This is a genomic window from Streptomyces sp. TLI_185 (genome assembly GCF_003814765.1).
GTDB lineage: Bacteria > Actinomycetota > Actinomycetes > Streptomycetales > Streptomycetaceae > Streptomyces.
Genome location: NZ_RKRB01000001.1, coordinates 9,914,910 through 9,935,999, shown reverse-complemented (window position 1 = coordinate 9,935,999; position 21,090 = coordinate 9,914,910). Strand labels below are relative to the sequence as shown.

Annotated in this window: 17 protein-coding genes; 6 read left to right on the top strand and 11 right to left on the bottom strand. The window is 70.4% G+C overall.

The window, feature by feature from the left end:
- Window positions 1–3 precede the first annotated feature (3 nt).
- Window positions 4–1,134, bottom strand: a complete 1,131-nt coding sequence (locus tag EDD92_RS45625; RefSeq protein WP_123969737.1) for a sulfite oxidase — start codon at window positions 1,132–1,134, stop codon at window positions 4–6.
- 194 nt (window positions 1,135–1,328) lie between these two features.
- Between EDD92_RS45625 and sthA the strand changes: the two genes are divergently transcribed.
- Window positions 1,329–2,732, top strand: a complete 1,404-nt coding sequence (gene sthA, locus EDD92_RS45620; RefSeq protein ID WP_123969735.1) for a Si-specific NAD(P)(+) transhydrogenase — start codon at window positions 1,329–1,331, stop codon at window positions 2,730–2,732.
- Between the two features lie 10 nt (window positions 2,733–2,742).
- Here sthA and EDD92_RS45615 read toward each other — a convergent pair whose 3' ends face one another.
- Window positions 2,743–3,246 (bottom strand): DUF5709 domain-containing protein, encoded by a 504-nt coding sequence (locus tag EDD92_RS45615; RefSeq protein WP_123969734.1) that lies wholly within the window; start codon window positions 3,244–3,246, stop codon window positions 2,743–2,745.
- Between the two features lie 346 nt (window positions 3,247–3,592).
- Between EDD92_RS45615 and EDD92_RS45610 the strand changes: the two genes are divergently transcribed.
- Window positions 3,593–5,065, top strand: coding sequence for an APC family permease (locus EDD92_RS45610; protein ID WP_123969732.1), 1,473 nt, complete (start codon window positions 3,593–3,595; stop codon window positions 5,063–5,065).
- 11 nt (window positions 5,066–5,076) lie between these two features.
- Complete coding sequence (locus EDD92_RS45605) at window positions 5,077–6,036, top strand: hypothetical protein (RefSeq protein WP_123969730.1); 960 nt, start codon at window positions 5,077–5,079, stop codon at window positions 6,034–6,036.
- Between the two features lie 21 nt (window positions 6,037–6,057).
- Here EDD92_RS45605 and EDD92_RS45600 read toward each other — a convergent pair whose 3' ends face one another.
- From EDD92_RS45600 to EDD92_RS45590, 3 genes are all read right to left on the bottom strand, one after another.
- Window positions 6,058–7,206, bottom strand: a complete 1,149-nt coding sequence (locus EDD92_RS45600) for a HoxN/HupN/NixA family nickel/cobalt transporter (protein ID WP_185124336.1) — start codon at window positions 7,204–7,206, stop codon at window positions 6,058–6,060.
- A gap of 141 nt (window positions 7,207–7,347) precedes the next feature.
- Window positions 7,348–8,202 carry a proteasome subunit beta gene (gene prcB / locus EDD92_RS45595; protein WP_123969728.1) on the bottom strand — a complete coding sequence of 285 codons (855 nt, stop codon included), beginning with the start codon at window positions 8,200–8,202 and terminating at the stop codon, window positions 7,348–7,350.
- Between the two features lie 94 nt (window positions 8,203–8,296).
- Window positions 8,297–8,713, bottom strand: coding sequence for an SgcJ/EcaC family oxidoreductase (locus EDD92_RS45590; protein WP_221268211.1), 417 nt, complete (start codon window positions 8,711–8,713; stop codon window positions 8,297–8,299).
- Window positions 8,714–8,798: 85 nt separating this feature from the next.
- Here EDD92_RS45590 and EDD92_RS45585 point away from each other — a divergent pair, with 85 nt between their 5' ends.
- A complete protein-coding gene (locus EDD92_RS45585; protein WP_123969724.1) occupies window positions 8,799–9,455 on the top strand; it encodes a nucleoside/nucleotide kinase family protein in 657 nt (218 codons plus the stop codon).
- On the opposite strand, the gene EDD92_RS45580 is transcribed toward EDD92_RS45585, so the two are convergent.
- From EDD92_RS45580 to EDD92_RS45555, 6 genes are all read right to left on the bottom strand, one after another.
- Window positions 9,445–11,277: a hypothetical protein gene (locus EDD92_RS45580; protein ID WP_123969722.1), complete on the bottom strand. Its 1,833-nt coding sequence runs from the start codon at window positions 11,275–11,277 to the stop codon at window positions 9,445–9,447. The genes EDD92_RS45585 and EDD92_RS45580 overlap by 11 nt on opposite strands.
- A 50-nt stretch (window positions 11,278–11,327) precedes the next feature.
- Entirely contained in the window at window positions 11,328–13,046 is a 1,719-nt protein-coding gene (locus tag EDD92_RS45575) for a hypothetical protein (protein WP_123969720.1), read from the bottom strand.
- Window positions 13,047–13,048: 2 nt separating this feature from the next.
- Window positions 13,049–13,951 (bottom strand): carbohydrate ABC transporter permease, encoded by a 903-nt coding sequence (locus EDD92_RS45570; protein WP_123969719.1) that lies wholly within the window; start codon window positions 13,949–13,951, stop codon window positions 13,049–13,051.
- Entirely contained in the window at window positions 13,948–14,868 is a 921-nt protein-coding gene (locus EDD92_RS45565) for a carbohydrate ABC transporter permease (RefSeq protein ID WP_123969717.1), read from the bottom strand. Before EDD92_RS45565 ends, EDD92_RS45570 begins: the two co-directional genes overlap by 4 nt.
- Before the next feature lie 117 nt (window positions 14,869–14,985).
- Window positions 14,986–16,317: an extracellular solute-binding protein gene (locus EDD92_RS45560; RefSeq protein WP_123969716.1), complete on the bottom strand. Its 1,332-nt coding sequence runs from the start codon at window positions 16,315–16,317 to the stop codon at window positions 14,986–14,988.
- Between the two features lie 276 nt (window positions 16,318–16,593).
- Window positions 16,594–17,727 carry an ROK family transcriptional regulator gene (locus tag EDD92_RS45555; RefSeq protein WP_260327197.1) on the bottom strand — a complete coding sequence of 378 codons (1,134 nt, stop codon included), beginning with the start codon at window positions 17,725–17,727 and terminating at the stop codon, window positions 16,594–16,596.
- A 327-nt stretch (window positions 17,728–18,054) separates the two neighbouring features.
- Between EDD92_RS45555 and EDD92_RS45550 the strand changes: the two genes are divergently transcribed.
- Together EDD92_RS45550 and EDD92_RS45545 are read left to right on the top strand one after the other, a co-directional pair.
- Window positions 18,055–18,954 carry an N-acetylglucosamine kinase gene (locus EDD92_RS45550; RefSeq protein ID WP_123969712.1) on the top strand — a complete coding sequence of 300 codons (900 nt, stop codon included), beginning with the start codon at window positions 18,055–18,057 and terminating at the stop codon, window positions 18,952–18,954.
- A gap of 200 nt (window positions 18,955–19,154) precedes the next feature.
- Entirely contained in the window at window positions 19,155–21,083 is a 1,929-nt protein-coding gene (locus EDD92_RS45545) for a phosphatase PAP2 family protein (protein ID WP_123969711.1), read from the top strand.
- The last annotated feature ends 7 nt before the right edge of the window (window positions 21,084–21,090 follow it).

Sequence of the window (21,090 nt, the reverse complement as noted above, 5' to 3'; positions counted from 1 at the left end):
GGTTCAGTCCGTGTCGCCGGGCTCCAGGCACAGCACCGGTACCCGCTGGACGAGGTTGTTGGTGAAGCCTCCGCGGTTCCAGTGCTGCTCCAGCGGCTGGGTGTGTCCTTCGGCGTCGGTGGCCCGCGCGCTCAGCACATGCTCGCCGGGGGTCGCCGTCCACTCGAGGTGCCAGCGGCGCCACGCCCACCGGCGCCCGCCGTCGGGTTCCAGTTCGGCCTCGTGCCAGGTGCGCCCGGCGTCCGTGCTCACCTCGGCCCGCGCGAGTGGCGCCCGTCCCGACCAGGCGCGGCCCTCCAGGGTCACCGGCCCGGGCCGCACCACGCGGGAGCGGGACATGAAGTCCGGGAAGCCGGGCGGGATCAGCAGGGCGCGCGGCTCGATGCGGGTGACCGGTTCGCCCTCGTCGGTGGAGTCCTGCCGGAGCCGGTAGGCCACGGCCTGCTGGAATCCTGTGAACGGTGCGTCAGTGACGGTGATGTCGCGCAGCCACTTCACGTGGGCCATCCCGTACCAGCCGGGCACGATCAGGCGCAGCGGCCGGCCGTGCTGGGGCAGCAGCGGGGCGCCGTTCATCGCGTACGCCACCAGGACCTCCGGCTCGGTGCCCGTGGCCACGTCCACCGGCAGGGACCGCTGGTAGTCCTGCTCGACGCCGCGTTCCACGCCGTGGTCGGCGCCGGTGAAGACCACGTCGACGGCATCGGTCTCCACTCCGGCCACGGCGAGCAGCAGCCGCAGCGGTACGCCCGTCCACTCGGCGGTGCCGACCGCCTCGACGAGCCAGGGCTGGCTGACGGGCCGGGGTGTCAGCAGGGCCCGGCCGTTGCCCGCGCACTCCATCGTCACGCGCGTGGTGACCTGGGGGAAGGCCCGCAGTTCGGCCAGGGACAGCTCCAACGAACGGCGGACCCGGCCCCCGACGCTCAGTGGCCAGGGCGTGTCGTCGGGGACGTAGGGGATGTCGTAGTGCGTCAGCAGGTAGTGCAGGCCCGGCGGGGTGACGTCGTAGCGCAGTGCCTCGAGTGGGAGGCCGTGGTTGCGGGTGGCGAGCGCCAGTTCGTCCCGGCCGATGCCCTCGTCGGGGGCGGCCAGCCGGGCGGGGGTGCTCGCGTCGGCGAGTCGATGGCCCATGGCGGCATTATCGCTCCGCTGGGTTGTGCCGCGATGGGTTGTGCCGCGATCGGCCGTTGGTTGTCTGCGGCTTCGTCGTGGCTGGTCGCGCAGTTCCCCGCGCCCCTTCAGGGGCTTTCGCCCCGTCACTTCGTGGGCGATCGTTGTCCGTTCAGTCTTTCGAAGCGGGGGTCGGGGCTGACAGACTCCGGAAGGTGCCCGACTTCGACATGCTTGTCATCGGATCCGGCCCGGGTGGCCAGAAGGCCGCCATCGCCGCGGCCAAGCTCGGCCGCCGGGTCGCCGTCGTCGACCGCCCCGACATGGTCGGCGGGGTCTCCATCCACACCGGCACCATCCCCTCCAAGACCCTGCGCGAGGCGGTGCTGTACCTGACCGGTCTCACTCAGCGGGATCTGTACGGGCAGAGCTACCGGCTGAAGGAGGACATCACCGTCTCCGACCTGACCTCGCGCACCCAGCACGTGGTCGGCCGGGAGGTCGACGTCATCCGCAGCCAGCTCTCCCGCAACCACGTCTCCCTCTTCGCCGGCACCGGCAGTTTCGTCGACCCGCACACCATCGCGCTGCGCGAGGTCACCGGTCACGAACGGCTGCTCAGCGCGGAACACATCGTCATCGCCACCGGTACCCGGCCGGCCCGGCCCGACAGCGTCGAGTTCGACGGCCGTACGATCATGGACTCCGACAACGTGCTGGCGCTGGAGCGCGTGCCGCGCTCCATGGTCATCGTCGGCGCCGGGGTCATCGGCATGGAGTACGCCTCCATGTTCGCCGCACTCGGCAGCAAGGTGACGGTCGTCGAGAAGCGTGCCGGGATGCTCGACATGTGCGACGTGGAGGTCATCGAGTCGCTCAAGTACCACCTGCGGGACCTCGCCGTGACGTTCCGTTTCGGCGAGACGGTCGCCGCGGTGGAGCGGCATCCGCGGGGCACGCTGACGATCCTGGAGAGCGGCAAGAAGATACCGGCCGACGCCGTGATGTACTCGGCGGGCCGGCAGGGTCTGACCGACGAACTCGACCTGGACAAGGCCGGACTGTCCGCGGACAGGCGCGGCCGGATCACCGTGGACGAGCACTACCGCACCGAGGTGCCGCACATCTACGCCGTCGGCGACGTGATCGGCTTCCCCGCGCTGGCCGCGACCTCGATGGAGCAGGGGCGGGCGGCCGCCTACCACGCCTGCGGCGAACCGGTCGGCCAGATGCACAACCTGCAGCCCATCGGCATCTACACCATCCCCGAGATCAGCTTCGTCGGCCGCACCGAGGACCAACTCACCGAGGACCGCGTACCGTTCGAGGTCGGCATCTCCCGCTACCGCGAACTGGCCCGCGGCCAGATCATCGGCGACTCGCACGGCATGCTCAAGCTGCTGGTCTCCCCCGAGGACCGCACCCTGCTCGGGGTGCACTGCTTCGGCACCGGCGCCACCGAGCTCATCCACATCGGCCAGTCGGTGATGGGCTGCGGCGGCACCGTCGACTACCTGGTCGACGCGGTCTTCAACTACCCGACGCTGGCGGAGTCCTACAAGGTCGCCGCCCTCGACGCCACGAACAAACTCCGGCAGATCGACCGGATCGGCGACTGACGGGCCCGCGTCAGGGTCCCTGCTCGGCGTCGGGCAGCTGCGTCTCGTCCTCGACGACGTGGACGGCGGCCTCCTCGGCGCCGGCGGCACCGCCGTCGATGCCCACGTCGTCGGCGACCGTCTCCTTGGTCGTGTCGGGGTGGGCGCCCTCGTCGGGAGCGACCAGGCGGCCCGCGCGTTCCGTACCGGCCTCGGGGTCGACGGGTTCGCCCTCGCCTCCGGGGAGGTCGCCGACCTCGTCGCCGGGAGGTGCCGTCACGTCCGGCACCTCCTCGTCGAGCCGCTCGTCGAGACTCTCACCCTCGTGCTGCTCGGCGGCCGTCGTGCCGTGCCGGGTGACGCCGAGCGGCTTCTCCGGTGGGGAGTAGCCCTCGTCGAGGGTGTCGTCGTAGGTGCGCTCGTCGATGGCGTCCTGGAGGTCGAGCGGTGCCGCGTCCTCCTGCTCCTCGTTCGTCGCGGTGGGCTGGTAGGCGTCGTCGGCCATCGGTTCGGGGCGCGTGTGTTCGCTGCCCATGAGTGCCTCCTTCGCGCGCTGCGGCGGGTCGTTTCTGTACGGTGTCCCGATCCGCGTTTCCCGTTGCGCGCCGTCCAACCACGGCCGTCCCCGGCGGCGCAGGAGGTTACCCCTTGGTCAATCTTGAAAGGTCAAGGAGTAGGGCTATCATCACTCGCACACACGGCGTGACCGAACGACAACGCAGGCAGCCGTGCGCTCTCCACCACCCCTTCGTTTTCGCTGCCCTTGATCTGCTCCGAGGCCAACCCTCGGTGATCCGGGGCGGGTTCATCACCCCCCACCTCCCCCTACGCCGTCGGGGCGGGTCGCCCTCGCGTCGTGCAAGACGGAAAGCAGCGCAACCATGAGCAACAGCAGGGGCAGAGGGCTGCAGGCCAATGCCCTCGGTACGTTCGACACCGTGGTGATGGCCGTCGCGGGCAGCGCTCCGGCGTACTCGATCGCCGCGACCACCGCGGTCCTCGTCGGCGCGGTGGGCCTGGCCAGCCCGGCCGCTCTGCTGTACTGCGCGATACCCATGCTGGGAATCGCGCTGGCGTTCAGCTATCTCGGCCGTATCGACGTGAACGCGGGGGCCAGTTACTCCTGGGTGGGGCGCACCCTGCATCCCTTTCTCGGCTTCATCAGCGGCTGGGCGCTGGTCATCTCGGCGACCATCTTCATGGTGGCCGGCTCGCTGCCCGCCGGTTCGATGACCTTGGCACTGTTCGACGACAGCCTCGCCGACAACACCGCACTGTCGACGGTGGTCGGCGCGGCCTGGTTCATCATCATGCTGCTCGTGGTGCTCGGGGGTGCCCGGCTCACGGTCCGTGCCCAGCTCGTCATGTCCGGCGTCGAGCTGACGATACTGGCGCTGTTCGCGGTGCTCGCCGTCTTCCACACCGGCAACGCCCGCGTGTTCGACTGGTCCTGGCTCGGCTTCTCCCACTTCGACGGGGTGTCGGGCTTCGCGTCGGGCGCGCTCGTCGCCGCCTTCTACTACTGGGGCTGGGACGTCACCAGCAACCTGAGCGAGGAGACCCGCAACAGCCGCCGTACGACGGGACTCGCCGGCCTGATCGGGGTGGGCATCGTCTTCCTGCTCTTCGAGGTGTTCACCATCGCGGTGAACGTCATCCTGTCCTCGAAGCAGATCGAGGCGAACGACGCGAACGTGCTGGGTGTGCTCGGCGAGGAGATCTGGCCCGGCTGGGGCGGCAAGCTGCTGATCTCGGCGGTGATGCTGTCGACCATCGCCACCCTGGAGACCACCCTCATCCAGGTCACGCGCTCCCTGTTCGCCATGGGCCGTGACCGTACGATGCCCTCCGCGCTGGGCCGCGTGCACCGCACCTGGAACACCCCGTGGGTGGCCATCACGGTGGTGGGTGCGGTGGCGCTGGCGATGTTCATCGCCTCCAACGCGCTGGGCTCGGTGGGTGAGATCCTCTCCGACGCGATCTCGGCGATCGGCCTGCAGATCGCCGTCTACTACGGTCTCGCGGGCCTCGCGGTGGTCGTGGCGTACCGCAGGATGCTGCTGAAGTCGCCCGCCAACCTCCTGCTCGGCGGGCTGTGGCCGCTGTTCGGCGCCCTGTTCATGTTCTGGATCTTCGCCGAATCGCTGAGCGAGCTCGACACCGCGGCGATCGCGATCGGCATCGGCGGGCTCGCCGTCGGGCTGGTGCCGATGTTCTGGTACTGGAGGCAGGGCAGCGACTACTACCGGCCCGCCCGCCTGGACGCCAGCCGCACGGTCGAGACGGAGTACGTCCCCGACGACCTGCCGGCCGCGAACTCCCGTGTCCACGAAGGTCTCTCCACCGACTTCTGAGGCAGACCCCGATGGCGAGAGACCGATTCGCTCCCGACTACGACCCCGACTGCGGGGACGCGCCCCTGACCAACGCACGTCACGACATCGTCATCGGCCGCTGGCAGGGCCTCAGGGACCTGCTGCGGGCCACCGGCCCGGACTGGCTCGCGCGCGGCCACCGCGTCCGGCTGCTCGCGCAGGCCTGCGCGAGCAGTTCGACCGTGGAGTCCTGGCTGGCGGCCGAACCCCACAGCGGTGACGCGCTGGTGCTGCGGGCGGCGACGGAGACGGCCCGCGCGTTCAACCTGGCCATCGCCGCGGGCCGGGGCGTGCCGATCGACCAGCACCGCATCGACACCGCGGTGTCGGCCTGCCTGCAGGCCGCGGAGGCATACCTGGACGACCCGACGCCGTGGATCTCCCTGATCTCGGTGGCCCGGCTGTACTCCTCGGGAGTGCGCCGGCAGGAACTGTCGCGCTGGTGGGACGAGCTGCACCAGCGCGACCCGTACAGCGTGGAGGGCCACCTGCAGGTCCTCCACTACTACTCGGCTCGCTGGCACGGCAGCCACGGCCTCATGTACGACTTCGCCCGCGACGCGGCCGGAGTGGCACCCACGGGCTGCGCCCTGCCGGTCCTGGTGCAGTACGCGCGGGTCGAGGAGTACCGCTACGCCCTCGACGCGGCGCAGGGCAGCCAGTCCGCGGTGGGCCTCGGGCAGCACTGGAACCACGACGGCGCGGTCAGCGACGTGCGCCGCACCTGGCAGCGCTGGATCATGGGCCGCACGGACGGCGGTGTCGCCCCCGGCGAACTGCGCGACCTCAACTACCTGACACACGCGGCCTGCAACGCACATGTCACGGACGTCGCCGCCACCCTGCTGCGGATGCTGGGGCGCCGGGCCACACGAACTCCCTGGTCCTACACGGGAGATCCGGACCAGCAGTTCGTCAGGTGGCGCAAGGAGCTGAAGCTGCGGGGCTGAGAGCCCGAACGGGCGGCGGGTCTAGTCCGCGGGCTGCTCCTCGGGCCGGGACAGGTCCGCCGTCCACTTCTCCTCGATGCGGCCCAGCTTCCACACCAGCAGGGCCACCACCCAGGTGGCGAAGAACAGACCGACGACGACGAAGCCGACGGTGTTGAGATCGAGGCCGGCGATCCAGTCCCAGAACGCACCGTGCAGACGCAGCTTCCCGGCGAGCAGTCCGAGGAGTTCGACGGTGCCGATGAGCAGGGCGACGGCGACCGAGAGGCCGGTGATGGTGAGGTTGTAGTAGACCTTGCGGACCGGCTTGGAGAAGGCCCAGTCGTAGGCGAAGTTCATGAACGAGCCGTCGATGGTGTCGAGCAGCGACATACCGGCGGCGAACAGGACGGGCAGGCACAGGATCGCGTACCAGGGAAGTCCCGAGGCGGCGCCCGAGCCGGCCAGCACGAGCAGCGCGATCTCGGTGGCGGTGTCGAAGCCGAGACCGAAGAGCAGGCCGAGCGGGTACATCTGCCAGGGCTTGGTGACCGACTTCATCACGCGGCCCAGCAGGCGGTTCATGAAGCCGCGGTTGCCCAGCTGCTCCTCCAGGGCCGCCTCGTCGAAGTCGCCGGACCGCATCCGCCGGAAGACCTTCCAGATCCCCGCCATGATCACGATGTTGATGATCGCGATGAGGTAGAGGAAGGCCCCGGAGACGGTCGTGCCGATCAGTCCGGTGATGGCGTGGAGCCGGGAGTTGTCGTCACGGACGGGGCCGGCCACGGCCTTGACGCCGAAGGAGAGCAGCAGCGCCAGGGCGAAGACGACGCTGGAGTGCCCGAGCGAGAACCAGAAGCCGACCGACAGGGGCCGCTGTCCCTCGCCCATCAGCTTGCGGGTGGTGTTGTCGATCGCGGCGATGTGGTCCGCGTCGAAGGCGTGCCGCATGCCGAGCGTGTACGCGGTGACACCGATGCCGACACCGAAGGACGTCTGGCCGACGCTGTAGTGCTCGGGTGCGACGATCCCGACGAGCGTGAACCAGCCGACGACGTGCAGGGCGAGCACGAAGGCGGCCATCCCGCCGATCCTGGTCCACTCCTCCCGTGTCATCGAGGTGCGGACACGGTGCCATGCGGAGGCCTTGGCAGGGAGGGGCGGAGCGGTGTCGGGGGCGGCCGTCATACGGGGCGGTCTTCCTTCGGGTGCACGGCGGCTGCGGTCTGCAACCTGATGCCATCCTCCTGTACTTGCAAATGATGTGCAGCAAAGGTCGCGGCAGCTCTTCCCCATGGAAGGGAAAAGACAAGAAAGCCCGGCCCGCGCTCAGGGAGCGGCGGTCGGTCCGTCCGGCCGGCTGCGGCGCTGCTCGACCATCTCGCGGCTCAGCGCCTCCGTCTCGGGCTCCGACAGCCGCTCGAAGCCCTCCTTGGTGATCACGGACACGATGGGAAAGATACGGCGGTTGATGTCCGGGCCGCCGGTCGCGGAGTCGTCGTCGGCCGCGTCATAGAGCGCCTGCAGGGCGGCCAGGGCCGCCTCCCGCCGGTCCATGCCCTTGCGGAACAACTTCTTGAGCGCGCCCCGGGCGTACGGCGAGCCGGAGCCCTCGGCGTGGAAATCCGTCTTCTCGTACAGACCCCCGGCGACGTCGAAGCTGAAGATGCGGCCCTTCTCACCGTCCGGGGCCGCCTCGTCGTAGCCGGTCAGGAGCGGTACGACGGCGAGACCCTGCATGGCCTGGCCGAGGTTCTGCCGGATCATGCCGGCCAGGCGCCTCGCCTTCGCGTTGAGGGTCATCGGGATGCCCTCGATCTTCTCGAAATGCGTCAGCTCGACCTGATACAGCTTCACCATGTCCAGGGCGAGTCCGACGGAGCCGGCGAAGGCCACCGCGGTGTAGTCGTCCGCGGGGTGCACCTTCTCGAGGTCGCGCTGTGCGATGAGGTTGCCCATCGTGGCGCGGCGGTCGCCGGCGATCAGCACACCGTCGGAGAAGGCGAGGGCAAGCACGGTGGTGCCGTGCGGGAACCGGCCCGGCTCGGCGCGGACGCCGTCGGCGAAGGGGGGCCGGGTGGGCAGCAGTTCGGGGCGGTGGGCGGCCAGGAAGTCGGTGAAGGACGCGGTCCCCGGAGTGAAGAACTCCTCCCCCAACCGGCCGTCCATGTCACTTGCGGTCATGCCACTCCCCCTCCTCGTCGGCCCGACATCCGACTCCTACCTGAACCGGGACCGCGGGAAACGCCCGTACCGCGCACGGGAGCCCGCCGGCCCGTCAGTCGTGGGGGAACGAGTGGTGTTCGTGGGCCACCAGCCAGCGGTCCCGCTCCTTGCGCAGGCCCAGCGTCAACCGCAGGCGGAGCGTGGGGTGTTCGGCCAGCTCCTGCGGCGTCGCACAGCGCAGGAGTGCGTGCGCGTAGGCGACGTCGGTGCCGGCGGTGACGTCCAGGGACTCGATGTCGAAGCAGGCGCCCTGGGCCTGCCAGGCGAAGAACGGCGGCCAGGTCGCGCGGTAGGCGGCGATGCCGTGCAGGCCCTGGTGCGGCGGCGGGACGTCGTACATCACGATGTCCTCGGCGTGGTCGGCCAGGACGCCGTCGAGATCGCCGCGGTGGACGGCCTCGGCCCATTTCTCGATCAGTGTGCGGATCTTCGCTGCGTCGTCGGCCACGGCACCGGCTCCCTTCCTCATGACGGACGTTGTCCCCGTACTGAGAGACGACTCCCCGCGCAGCCGCAGTTCATCGCACCGCCGCCCGGGTGACAGACTCTGCCGTGTGCCGCTGACTTTCGACGATCTGCTGACTCGTGCCCGCGCTCTTCCCCGCGGCGGGCGTCGCGCCGTTCTGGGCATCACCGGCGGTCCGGGTGCGGGCAAGTCGACCCTGGCGGAGAACCTGGTGCGGGAGCTGAACGGGACGGCTGGGCAGCCGTGGGTCGCGCACGTCCCCATGGACGGCTTCCACCTCGCCGACGTCGAGCTGGACCGGCTCGGCCGCCGGGACCGCAAGGGAGCACCGGACACCTTCGACGCGGCCGGGTATGCAGCGCTGCTGGCCCGTCTGCAGGAGAACGAAGAAGGCGACGTGGTGTACGCGCCGGGGTTCGAGCGGGTGCTGGAGCAGCCGATCGCGGGCGCCGTCCCGGTGCCACCGACGGCCCGGCTGGTGGTGACGGAGGGCAACTACCTGCTGCTGGACACGGGAGCCTGGCCCCGGGTCCGGAGCCGGCTCGACGAGGTGTGGTTCTGCGAACTGGACGAAGAAGAACGCCTCCGCCGGCTGATCGCCCGGCACGAGGAGTTCGGCAAGGGGCACGAGGAGGCGGTGGAGTGGGTGCTGCGCAGCGACCAGCGCAATGCGGAGCTGGTCGCCGCGACCCGCGACCGGGCGGACCTGGTGGTGCCGGTGGGTGAACTCGCCCTCAAGAGCTGACCGCGCGCAGCGTCAGCTCCGGCTCCCCCCGTTCGTCGTCGGCGCCGATCACCGCGGTGAAGGCGGTCGTACCGATGCGCAGCCCTGCCCCGTCCCGTTCGACCGACATCGTGAGCGGCGCCGTGGAGCCGTACCGTACGGCGAACACGTGCAGGTCGTCCGGTGCGCCCGGGAGCGGGCCCGCCTCCAGGGCGGTGGAGCTCACCAGGTGGCGCCAGCCGTCGTCGGGGTTGCCGTAGCCGCGCGGGTCGGCGGCGAGCGCGAACGCCGCCTGTTCCTGGGTGAGTTCCGATCGGGCGTCGAAGTGCTCCGCGCCCTGCTCCTGCGGGTGGGTCAGACGGAGGGTACCGGCCGACGCGACCGCGCCCTCGGCCGTCCGGCGCACCCGGTCGCCGTCGTCGGCCGCGTAGGGCAGGCCGGCGAGCAGATACGGCTCTTTGGGCAGGCGTTCCACGGCGACCGTCGTCCACAGGCTCGTGCCGTCGGTGACGTACAGGGACCGCACGTGCCTCAGGACGTGGTCGCGGCCGACCACCGGCTTGGTGACCAGCTTGGCGGCCAGACCGTCGGTGCGCACGTCCCTCACCCGGACCTCGCCCATGGGACGGCAGAACACGAATCCGTCCAGCACCGGGCCGAAGCCGTGCTGCCGGTTCACGGCCGCCGGCAGGTAGTAGGTGCCGCCCACCTCGACGACCGACGGGGTCATACGGTTGTCGAAGGCCACCGAGACAGTGCCCGCCCGGAGCTGGTGGCGCACGGGCTCGGTCGAGGGCGTGCGGTGCCAGCGTGTGGGGTCCTGGATCTGCCAGACCAGCATCCAGGCGAAGTGCCCGTCGACCCCGCCGTCGGGCTTGGCCGCGTGTCGCCCCCAGCGGGTGTCACCACGGTAACGGCCCAGGTCGGAGCCGATACGACGGCTGAAGTAGCGCAGGCCGAGCACCGACTCGAAGCCGGAGTGCTGCTCGCTGTAGCGGGGACCACCATTGTCGAAGCCGCCGCCCGTGAGGCGGGCGTCGATGTAGCGGGCGAGGGCGTCGCCGTCCTCCGCGAAGATCTCCTCGCCGCTGACCCGGTGGGCCTGGGCGAGGAAGGAGAGGGAGATCGGGCCGTAGTTGTTGTCGTAGGCGCCGCCGTGCTCGGGAGGCAGCAGGGCGCCCCGGTCGCGTACCCGGTGGGCGCGGATCTCGTCGGTGTACAGGCCGATCGCCCGGGACCGAACCAACTCCCCTTCCTCCGGCGGGAGATGGCGTGCCAGCATCAGGCCGCCGACGACGCAGCCGATGGCCTGGTTGCCGGCCTCCTGCGGGTTGAAGAAAGTCGCCTCGGTCAGCCAGCGCCAGTAACCCCGCGCCACGTCGAGCAGTTGGGTGCGCCGGTCGGCATCGACCAGGCCGTCGGGTGCGTCGAGGATGTTGACCGCCTGGAGCAGCGCCCACACCGTGCTCGGCCAGTCGCCGATGGGGTGGGCGCCCGCCTCCAGGACGTAACGGGCGTACGGAAAGCCCGAGTTTCGGATCGTCAGGTTCGGGTAGCCGGGGTTGTCCTCGGTGTAGACGCGCTCGTTCAGATGGAAGGCGAGGCTGCGGTGCACCGCTTCCGGCAGCCTCGGGTCCTTGGTGCGCTGCAGGGCGAGCACCAGCAGGGACGTGATGCCCAGGGAGGTGTCGCCGATGTCGTCCAGACAGTCGGGGTGTTCGAGGTTGCCCTCCGGCGTCATCCGCCGCAGGGCCTGCTCGACCACGTCGGCGAGGACGGCGTCGTAGGCCTCGGGGGTGTCGGCGAGGTCGTGCAGGGGGCCGCGCTGGTGGAGGAGGTGCACGGGGGATCAGCCCTTCATGCCTGAGGTGGCCGTGGCGTGGGTCGTCGGGGTCACACGACAGGTGCGGGCCGACGGGCGCGCAGTGCGACGGTCAGGGTCTGCGGGCCGTGCCCACCGAGGTAGACGCGGTTCCCGTTCGTGGCGTCCGTGCCGCCCACCACTGTGTAGTCCTGCCCCGGGTCGTACCGCAGTACGTCGCTCCGATCCGGCCCGGCAAGAGGTTCACCTGCCTCGACGTCGGCCTCGACCCGGATCTCGTCGTCACCGACCCGGTAGGTCGTCGGCCCGGTCGTCAGGCACCAGAGTCCGTCGCCGATCGGTACGGCGCCCTCTGGTACGCCGCCCGGCCGGAAGGTCAGTTCGAGGGCCCAGGGCACCCGTGGTCCGCTGATGTCGATCCGCAGGTCGGCGCCGTCGTCCCTGAGATCCACCTCGATCCGGGTCGTGTGTGAGACCTCGTCCCGAGGCCGGTCGGGGAAGGCCATCGCGGCCGAGAAGCGTCCCTCGTCCGCCACACGGTAGGCGCCGTCGTCCCGACGCCGGTCCGGCGGCAGCGGCTGGTAGTAGGCGGCCGTGAGGGTTTCGGTGAGCAGGTACCGGTTCTCGGCGAGCTGTTGCATGTCGGCGGCGCGGAAGGGGCCGAGGTCGAAGAATCCTCGCGAGAGGCGGACCGCTTCGAGAACGGCGTCTCCGGCGAACAGGCGCAGGAACGTGGGATTGCAGGCGAGGCCCGAGCGGATGCGCCGGTGCTCGGGCACGTCGGAGCCGCCGTACACCACCGTGTGCGCGTCGGCCGAGGCGCGTGCGGCCAGGCGCGCGGTGGTGAGGTACCGGTCGCGCGGAAGGGTCTCCGCGGCCGGGGCCGGCAGGGCGCGGCACAGGTCCGGGGCGAGGAGGGTCTGGGCGAGCAGGTCGGGGTCGTCGATGCCGCCGGTGGCCGCCAGCCGTGCCGCCCGGGCGAAGTCGCCCCGGCCGGTGCGGATCGCGAGCAGTCGGTAGTGCGCAAGGTAGGGCGCCAGCGGGAACGAGTGGTTCTGGTCCTGCCGTCGCGAATGGACGGTCTCCACCGTGCCGTCCGGCCTGATGAGGTCCAGGGTCGTGGCGAGGTTGCGTTCGACTGCGTCCCGCAGGTCGGCGCGGCCGAGCACGTCGGCCAGCAGCAGGAGCGACGGGTTGGACACGTGGGCCGCGTAGTTGGCGCTCCGCTCCGAGTACAGGCCCTCCGCGTCGATGTCGACGCCCTCGGCGAGCCACTCCTCGATGCGGTCGAGCAGCCGGCCGTCGGGGAACGACCGGTGCAGCCGGGCCAGCGCCGCGCACAGCTCCCAGCGGTGGTTCGGGGTGTGCACCCCACCGGTCAGGAGGCTGCCGGTGGCGGCGCCGGCGATGTCGGCGAGCGCGGCCGTGACCTCGCGCAGTTCCGGTCCCGCCCCGGCGGCGAGGACGTGCGCGTCGCACACGTCGTTGACGGTGAACGCGGAGTCCGGCGGTGACTGCACGTTGTCGCCGCCGGCGAACAGGCCGGTGGCGGTCTGCGCGGCCCGGAGGGCGCGAAGGTGGTTCGTCGCGGCGGCGACGGCCTGACTGCTGCCGTGCAGTGCCGAGTCCGGGGAACGGTACGCCGCGACCAGGGTCTTCGCCCGGCGTGCCAGAGCGCGGTGGGTCACGCAGGTGAGGTCCTCGTCGCGGCGGGCCGCCAGCGGGGCGGCCACCCGATCGGCGGCGCGGGCCGCCGTCCGGACGAACTCGTGGTCGAGCGGGGTGGGCAAGGTCAGTCCTTCAGTCCGGCGTTGATGTCGGCGCCCATGACGTAGCGCTGGAAGACCAGGAAGATGGCGATCAGCGGGATCATGGAGATCACCGATGCGCCGAGCAGGACCGACCAGTTGATGTTCTGCGCGCCGACGATGCTCTGGATGCCGATCTGCACGGTGAACTTGTTGGGGTCGTTGAGCATCAGCAGCGGCCAGATGTAGTCGTTCCACCGCCACTGGAAGGACAGGATGGCGAGGGTCAGCATGATGGGCCGGGAGAGCGGCACCATGATCCGCAGGAAGATCGACAGTTCTCGGGCGCCGTCGATGCGTGCGGCTTCCACGAGTTCGTCGGGAACGGTCAGGAAGAACTGGCGGAACATGAAGCATCCGGTCGCGGTGAGCACCGCCGGGAGGATGATGCCGGCGAACGAGTTGTAGAGGCCGAGGTTGCGGACCACCAGGAACTCCGGGGCAAGCATGACCTCGCCCGGCAGCATCGTGGTGGCCAGGATGCAGAGGAAGAAGGCCTTGAGCCACTTGTTGTCGTACTTGGCCAGCGCGTACCCGGTGCAGCAGCTGACACCCACCGTGAGGATCGTCGTGATCACGCACACGATGGCCGTGTTGATGAAGTACTGGGAGAAGTTGGCGCTGTCCCACGCTGCCTTGAATCCCGACAGGGTGGGGTTGTGCGGGACCAGCGTCAGCGGATAGGAGAACAGGTCACTGGACGGTTTGAGGGAGCTGAGGACGAACCACAGCACCGGAAACCCGTACAGGCACGCCATGATCCACAGCAGTGTCGTCGCGGACACTGCCTGCCGGAGCCCGCCGGTGGCCGCGCTGCGGGGCCGCTTCTTGGAGACTCTCCGTCCGGAGTCGATGTCGGCCGGGCGCGGGATGTCTGTGGTTGTCATCGGTTCTCCACCCGCCGGTTGACGATCAGCTGGACGATCGCGACGGCCATCAGGATGAGCATGAGCACGAACGACGCGGCGCTCGCGTAGCCGATCTGGCCCCGTTTGAAGCCGGTCTCGTAGATGTACTGGACGAGCAGGTTGTTCGACGTTCCGGGGCCGCCGTTGTTGAGGGCGACGAACACCGGGTACTCCTTCATCGCGTTGATCGTGTTGAGCAGGATCACGATGAACGAGGTGGGCGCGATGCTCGGCAGGGTGATGCTGAAGAACTGGCGCCAGGGGCCGGCGCCGTCGAGCGAGGCGGCCTCGTAGTACGACACCGGTACGTTCTTGATGGCCGCGATGAACAGCAGCATGGTGAAGCCCGTCCAGGTCCAGGCCGCCGCCATCACCACCACGAGCAGCGAGAGGTCCGCGTTCGACTGCCACGGAACGGCGTCTCCGCCGAACTTCTCGATGACGTAGTTGACCAGTCCGAAGTTCTCGCCGAACATCCACCGCCACAGGACACCCACGACGATGGGCGACAGCAGCCAGGGGATGAAGAAGATGACACGGGCGACCGACCCGCCCTTGGCGTACTTGCTCACCACCAGGTTGGCGGCGAGCAGCGAGACCGCGAAGTTCAGCGGGACGAAGAGGACGGTGTACAGCAGCGTCCGGGTCAGCGCGTCGTAGAACGTGGAGTCCCCGAACAGGTTGTGGTAGTTGTCCAGCCCGATCCACTGGAACGCCCCCACGCCCGTGTAGTTCGTGAACGAGTAAAGGAGCCCGATCACCGCCGGCCAGACGAAGAACAGCGAGAAGAGCACGACATTGGCCGCGATGAGGACCAGCGGCGCAAGGGTGTACTTACTGCGTCTCCTGGGCGGACTCGGCGGGCTCACAGACACGTCCGAGGCGCGTTTTGTCATCTTCCTGACTCCGTGCTGGTGGAAGGGATTCCGGTGGGCTCACGGCCATGAGCCCGGCATCACGCGGGCGCCCAGGTCCGGGCGGCGGTGTCTCGAGCCGCCGCCCGGACCTGTGGTCTACGATGCGCCGCCGACCTGCTGGTTGTAGCCGTCCACGATGTTCTGCAGGGCCTTGTCGGCCGACTGCTGGCCGTTGATGGCCTTGCCGAGCTCCGTCTTGGTCGGGTCCTCGGTGATGCTCTTGCCCTTCAGCACCCAGTTCGTCTGCGCGCCGTTGAAGTAGCCGGAGATGGGGGCGTAGAGCGGGATCTCCTCGTTGTAGAGCTTGAACGCCGCCTGCGCCGCCTCCGACTTGAAGGGGTACGTCGGGTTCAGACCGCTCTCGACCGGCAGGAACCCGGACGCCTCGCACAGCGCCTTGTAGTGGGCCGGCTCGTACAGCCAGGACAGGAACTTCGTCGCGGCCTTGGACGCGTCGCCGTTGTTGTTGAAGCCGACCACCATGCCGCCGCTGTTGACGTCACTGGCCTGCACCGGCTGGGCGGGGGTCGGGACGCTGGCCCACTCGAACTTCTTGATGCTGTCCGCGAAGGAGGCGACCTGCCACACGCCGGACCAGTACGCGACCACGTCACCGCTCTGGAACATGGCGGACGGGTCGGCGCCGCTGGTCCACACCGACTTCGGCATGGTCTTGTCGTCGTTCCATCCGACGAAGGTGTTCACGGCCTTCTTGGTCGCCGCGTCCACCGAGAACTTGCCGGAGTCGTCGGCGTGGACGTACTTGCCGCCCATCTCGTACACCATGGCGCGCAGCCGCGAGGGTGACTGGTCGAAGGTCAGGGAGTACTTGGCGCCGGTCTTCTCCCGGACCTTGTTCGCCGCGGCGATGAAGTCGTCCCAGGTCCAGGTCTTCTGGGGCGAGGTCGGGAAGGAGACGCCGGCCTTCTTGAACAGCGTCTTGTTGATGAACAGGCCGGAGGCGGTGACGTCCGAGGGGATGGACAGCACCTTCCCGGACGAGTCCTTGGCGAGGAAGTTGGCGTTGATGTTGTTGCTCTTGTTGTTGGCGATGGAGCTGAGATCGATCAGCTTGCTCGACCAGATCGGGTCCAGCGCCGGCACCGCCGCCACGTCGGGCAGGGAGTTCGCCTGCGCGGCGTTGTGCAGCTTCGTCGTGTAGCCGTCGTAGGGGATGTTGACGAGCTTGACGGAGACGCCGTCTTCCTTCTTGTACTGCGCCACCAGCTTCTTCCAGCCCGCGTCCTGCCCCGGAACCGTGGAGATCCAGAACGTCAGCGACTTGGAGGTCCCGCCCGAGCTGGACCCCGACCCGCCGCAGGCGGTGAGGAGAAGGGCACCTGCCGTGGCCACGGCAGCGAGGGGAACCACACGGCGTATGCCGCCGCGGCCGAGTCGGCGGGAGCGCCGCACACCCACACTGGTCATTTTCATCCCTTTTCGTCGTACTGGACGGAGCACGGCGCCAGCCGAGGCGGCACGGGTGCATTTTGCAGGAAATTTCACTTTCCGGGGGCGCGGCCTCGCCCGGCCGCGTCGCTCCTTGAGCGGGTGGGGTCCCCGGCCATGAGGGCCGTCGTCGCACAAGCACGCCCTCGTGCGGCTGCCGTACTTCGCGTACGGGCGGGAGGCTCACCCTGAGTCGGCATCCCGGCCGACTTAGAAAGCGCTTGTCCGGACATTGGCAGATCGAGTCGGAGGCCGTCAATCCTTCGCCCCCGCGGCCTCGGTCACGGTTTGGACTCCTCGGGAGACCGCGAGCCGGGCGGCGCCCACGACCGTGCCGAGATCCCCGACGGTGCTGCTGACGACTTCGGTGGGCCAGCTCAGCCGGGCGAGTTCGGCCCGCACACCCGGCAGTACCTGCGGGTCCGCGCCGGTGCTGCCGCCCAGGACGATCAGCCCCGGGTCCAGTACGGCGGTCACGGCGGCGGCGAGACGGCCGACGTCGGTGGCATGGCGGCCGATCACAGCGCGGGCCGCCGCCCGCCCCTCCCCCGCCAGGGCGAAGAGCTGCTCGGCGGTGCGCGGACACGGCCCGTCCTCGTACGGCCAGGCCTCGGCGGCCCGCCGCAGCAGCGAGCGGGCGCCGATGTACTCCTCCAGGGCCTCGTGGCGCGGCTCACGGCCGTCGTCCCAGGGGTAGGGCAGCCGGGCCAGCTCACCGGCGGCGCCGTTGGCTCCGCGCAGCACCTGCCCGCCGACCACGATGCCGAGGCCGATACCGACGCCGATCCGCAGATAGCCGAAGGTGTGGCGGCCGCGCGCGGCGCCCTCGTGCAGCTCGGCGAGCGCGGCGCAGTTGACGTTGTTCTCGAGATGGACGGGAACGCCCGGCGGCAGGGCGACGGCCATGGCGTCGAAGACGGGTCCGGCCTTGGCCGTGGCGGGGCGCATGCGGGCGCCCTCCTTCTCGCGTGCGGTGACATCGCCGACGGCGACGACGACGGTGCGCAGCGGGGCGCCGGCGGGCAGCGCGACGAGTGCCTCGCGCACCACGTCGGCGGCCTCCTCCCGGGTCCCGGTGGCCTGGGCGAGCAGGGTGCCGTCCAGGGCGCAGCCGCGCACCCTGGTCAGGGCGGGGCCGAGGTCGACGGCGAGCACGGCCCCGGCGGCAGGGCCGAGACCGTAGACGGCGGCGGAACGGCCCGTGCCGCCGGAGGCGGTGCCGGAGTGGGCAGCCAGCCGGGCGCTCTCCAGCTCCGCGACGGCGGAGGACACGGTGGGTTTGGAAAGGCCCGCCAGGCTTGCGAGCTGCGGCCGGGTCGCGCTGCCCGCCTCGGCGAGCACGGCGAATACCGCGCTTGCGCTCTCGGTCAGACGGGGGGCTTCCGCCACGTCGTGTATCACAGTTCTCCCACGGGTCACGGGCCGCTCAGTGGTCGAGTGCGCGATGCCTCTTGACGCACTGTACTTCGTTAGTTAACTTCCTAACGAACTTCACGGTACTCGCCTGCCGTGTCCGCCAGAAGCCCGTCCCGGGGCTTCCCTAGTTCACCAACTCCCGTAATTTCAGGCACGGTTCGCCTACCGAGCGCTCCGCTGGAGTGCCGCATGGGTCCGTCGGTCGTATGCGGCGCCGTCGTGGCTGGTCGCGCAGTTCCCCGCGCCCCTTCGGGGCGCTCCCGGACCGGCGTTGTTCAGCGCAATGACGAAAGAGGTTCCGTGCAGGACTTCACGCCCCTCGTGGTCGGTATAGACGTGGGTGGCACCAAGACACATCTGCGTGCCTACGCCGGTACGGAGCTTGTCGCCGATCATGTCCGGACGAGCAGCGGCTGGCGGCCGCACGACCCCCTGGCCGCCGCCCGCTGGCTGGCCGCGCTGGTCGCCGAGGCGCTGCCGCAGGGCGCACGCCCGGCGGCCGTGGCCGTGGGCGGGCACGCCTGTGAGACTCCGCGCCAGTGCGCCGAAATACGTACCGCCCTGCACGAGCACTTCGGCGCGCCCGCGCTGGTCGTGGGCGACGCCGAGCTGCTCGTGCCCGCCGCGGGACTGGACAAGGGCGTCGGCCTGGTCGCCGGCACCGGTTCCGTCGCGGTGGGCCGGCTCGCCGAGGGGACCTCGGTCCAGGTCGGCGGCTGGGGTGCGGTGCTCGGCGACGAGGGCGGCGCGGCCGGTCTCGTCCGCGAGGCCGCACGGGCCGCATGGGCGGCGCACGACCGCGGGGAGGAACCCGACGCACTCGCCCGGGGTCTTCTCGCATCCTTCGACGTCTCCGAAGTACCGGCGCTCGGCGCCGCGTTGGAGAGCGCCACGGACGTCTCCGCCCAGTGGGGCCGGCATGCGCCGGTCGTGTTCGCGGCCGCCGAGGCGGGCTCGCCGCTCGCCCGTGCGGTGATCACCGAGGCCGGCCGTGCGCTGGCCACGCTCGTGGAACGGCTCGCCGCGCGCGGGGTCGTGGTGGACGACGTGGTGGTCGCGGGCAGCACCGTCCTCGCCCAGGCCTCCCTGTACGGCGCGTTCGCGACAGCGCTCGCGAGGTCCGTGCCGGGAGCACGTCCGCAGCCGCTGCGCGCACCGCCGGTGGAGGGTGCGGTGGCACTGGCCCGTTCGATCCGGTGAACCGGTCGGCCCCCGTTCACGCACACGACACGTCACGGCCGCCGGGTTATCGCCGACGGGACAGGACCCGGCCGTAGATCTTCGCTCAAAGCCTCACGGGACGCACCGGAATCGCACATCTCATGCGTCCCGCGGGACACCTCTGATCGCACGATCTCCTCCCCGGCCGCACGGCCGAAGAACTGAAGAGAGGCACACGCATGCCGTCACCTGCCGGGCACCGCTCCTCCTCGAAGGCCGGTCGACTCGCCGTCAACAGGCGGGGGTTCCTCAAGACCTCGCTCGGCGCCTCGGCCGGGGTGCTGGCCGCGCCCACCTTCGTCTCGTGGCTGGGTGCCGCCGACGCCAAGGCCGCCACGACGCCCGCGGCGTTCGTCGACGACTACAAGACCAACCTCCCGACGAACCTCACGCCCGAGACCAACGCGGTCGTCCGCGCGCTCGGCGGGTTCGCGCAGATATGGAAGACCGGTGGCGCCTGGAACACCGGCACGCCCCTGCGGCCCGAGATACTGCGCGCCAACATGCGCTACTGCGCCTGGATCACCGGCGCGCGCACGGACGCGCAGGCGAAGGAGGCGTTCCTCTACGACCGCCAGCACCAGAGCTACGCGATGATCGCGGGCCTCGGTCCGCTGGCCGACCTGTACAAGGCGGGCGCCAAGGCCGTCACGTCGATCACGAGCGCACCGGACGGCACACCGCCCGCCAAGATCGACGACGCGGTGCCCGCGGACGCCCCGGCCGGCTCCGCTCTCGGCGCCGGCTCGCACGACTCCGCGCTGGGCAAGGTGGCCGAACTGGTCGACACGGTGCGCGGCAACTGGGCGTCGGGCAACCCGTCCAAGTACGCCTACCAGTACCCACGTCCGTGGCGCATGAACGAGGACAGCGAGGTCGTCGACACCGGGGCGAAGGACGCACTCGGCTACCCCGTCTACGACTCCGAGGTGGTCGTGGCGCCCCAGCTGCTGCGCCAGCGCAGCACGTCCCCCACGGACGACGGCGGCTTCCCCAGCGGCCACACCAACGCCTTCCACCTGGCGGGCCTGGCCTACGCATACGCCGTACCGGAGCGTTTCCAGGAGCTGGTGACACGGGCCCTCGAGCTCAGCCACACCCGGATCATGGCGGGCATGCACTCGCCGGTCGACGTCATGGGCGGCCGCATCATGGCCACCGCCCTGGCCGCCGCCACCCTGGCCGACCCGGCGAACGCCGCCCTCAAGGCCGCCGCCCGCGCCCAGGCCCTCGCCTACTTCGAGGCGCAGACCGGCACCACGGCCGACACCCTCTATGCCTACGCGCACTCGGACGGCACCGACCCGTACGCGGACCGGGACGCCAACGCCTGTGCGGTCCGGCCCCGGCTGACGTACGTGCTGACCCGCCACGGCCGCAGCGAGCCGCTGACCGTGCCGAAGGGCGCGGAGGTGCTGCTGGAGACGCGCCTGCCGTACCTGGACGCGGACCAGCGGCGCGAGGTGCTGCGCACGACCGCGCTGCCCTCCGGGTATGTGCTGCTGGACGGCTTCGAGCAGTGGGGGCGGCTGAACCTGTTCGCCGCGGCGGACGGTTACGGCGCCTTCGACTCCGACGTGACCGTCACGCTGGACGCGGCGGCGGGTGGCTTCGGTGCGGCCGACAGCTGGCGCAACGACATCTGCGGCGACGCCGGCCTGACCAAGCGGGGCACCGGAACGCTCACCCTGACCGGCCACAACAAGTACACGGGCGGCACGCTCGTGAAGGACGGCGTACTGGTCGCCGCCTCGTCCCACGCGCTGGGCCACGGCGAGGTCCGGGTGTCGGGCGGCACGCTGCGGCTGCAGCGGCCCGTGCGGGTGCACGGCGTGTACGCGCAGGAGTCCGGCGCGCTGGAAGTGACACTCCGCTCGGGCCACGAGCCCGCCCTCGAGGTCACACGCCGGGCGGTGCTGGGCATGGGGAGCGTCCTGACGCTGCACCTCGACGCCGACAGGCCGCCTGCCGCGGGCCGCACGGTGCGCGTCCTGTCCGCTGCGGGACTGCGCGGCCAGTTCGACCGCATCGAGCTGAACTCGGACCGGCTGCGGGCCGTACCCGTCTACACGACGGAAGGTCTGTCGGTACGACTCCTGAAGCGGTAACGCCCGG

Bases quoted from the DNA above. Each gene is read 5' to 3' on its own strand.
- EDD92_RS45615 (WP_123969734.1), bottom strand. From the start codon at position 3,246: ATGGGCAGCGAACACACGCGCCCCGAACCGATGGCCGACGACGCCTAC.
- EDD92_RS45625 (WP_123969737.1), bottom strand. From the start codon at position 1,134: ATGGGCCATCGACTCGCCGACGCGAGCACCCCCGCCCGGCTGGCCGCC.
- EDD92_RS45565 (WP_123969717.1), bottom strand. From the start codon at position 14,868: ATGACAAAACGCGCCTCGGACGTGTCTGTGAGCCCGCCGAGTCCGCCC.
- EDD92_RS45560 (WP_123969716.1), bottom strand. From the start codon at position 16,317: ATGACCAGTGTGGGTGTGCGGCGCTCCCGCCGACTCGGCCGCGGCGGC.
- EDD92_RS45610 (WP_123969732.1), top strand. From the start codon at position 3,593: ATGAGCAACAGCAGGGGCAGAGGGCTGCAGGCCAATGCCCTCGGTACG.
- EDD92_RS45600 (WP_185124336.1), bottom strand. From the start codon at position 7,206: ATGACGGCCGCCCCCGACACCGCTCCGCCCCTCCCTGCCAAGGCCTCC.
- prcB (WP_123969728.1), bottom strand. From the start codon at position 8,202: ATGACCGCAAGTGACATGGACGGCCGGTTGGGGGAGGAGTTCTTCACT.
- EDD92_RS45570 (WP_123969719.1), bottom strand. From the start codon at position 13,951: ATGACAACCACAGACATCCCGCGCCCGGCCGACATCGACTCCGGACGG.
- EDD92_RS45590 (WP_221268211.1), bottom strand. From the start codon at position 8,713: ATGAGGAAGGGAGCCGGTGCCGTGGCCGACGACGCAGCGAAGATCCGC.
- EDD92_RS45605 (WP_123969730.1), top strand. From the start codon at position 5,077: ATGGCGAGAGACCGATTCGCTCCCGACTACGACCCCGACTGCGGGGAC.
- EDD92_RS45545 (WP_123969711.1), top strand. From the start codon at position 19,155: ATGCCGTCACCTGCCGGGCACCGCTCCTCCTCGAAGGCCGGTCGACTC.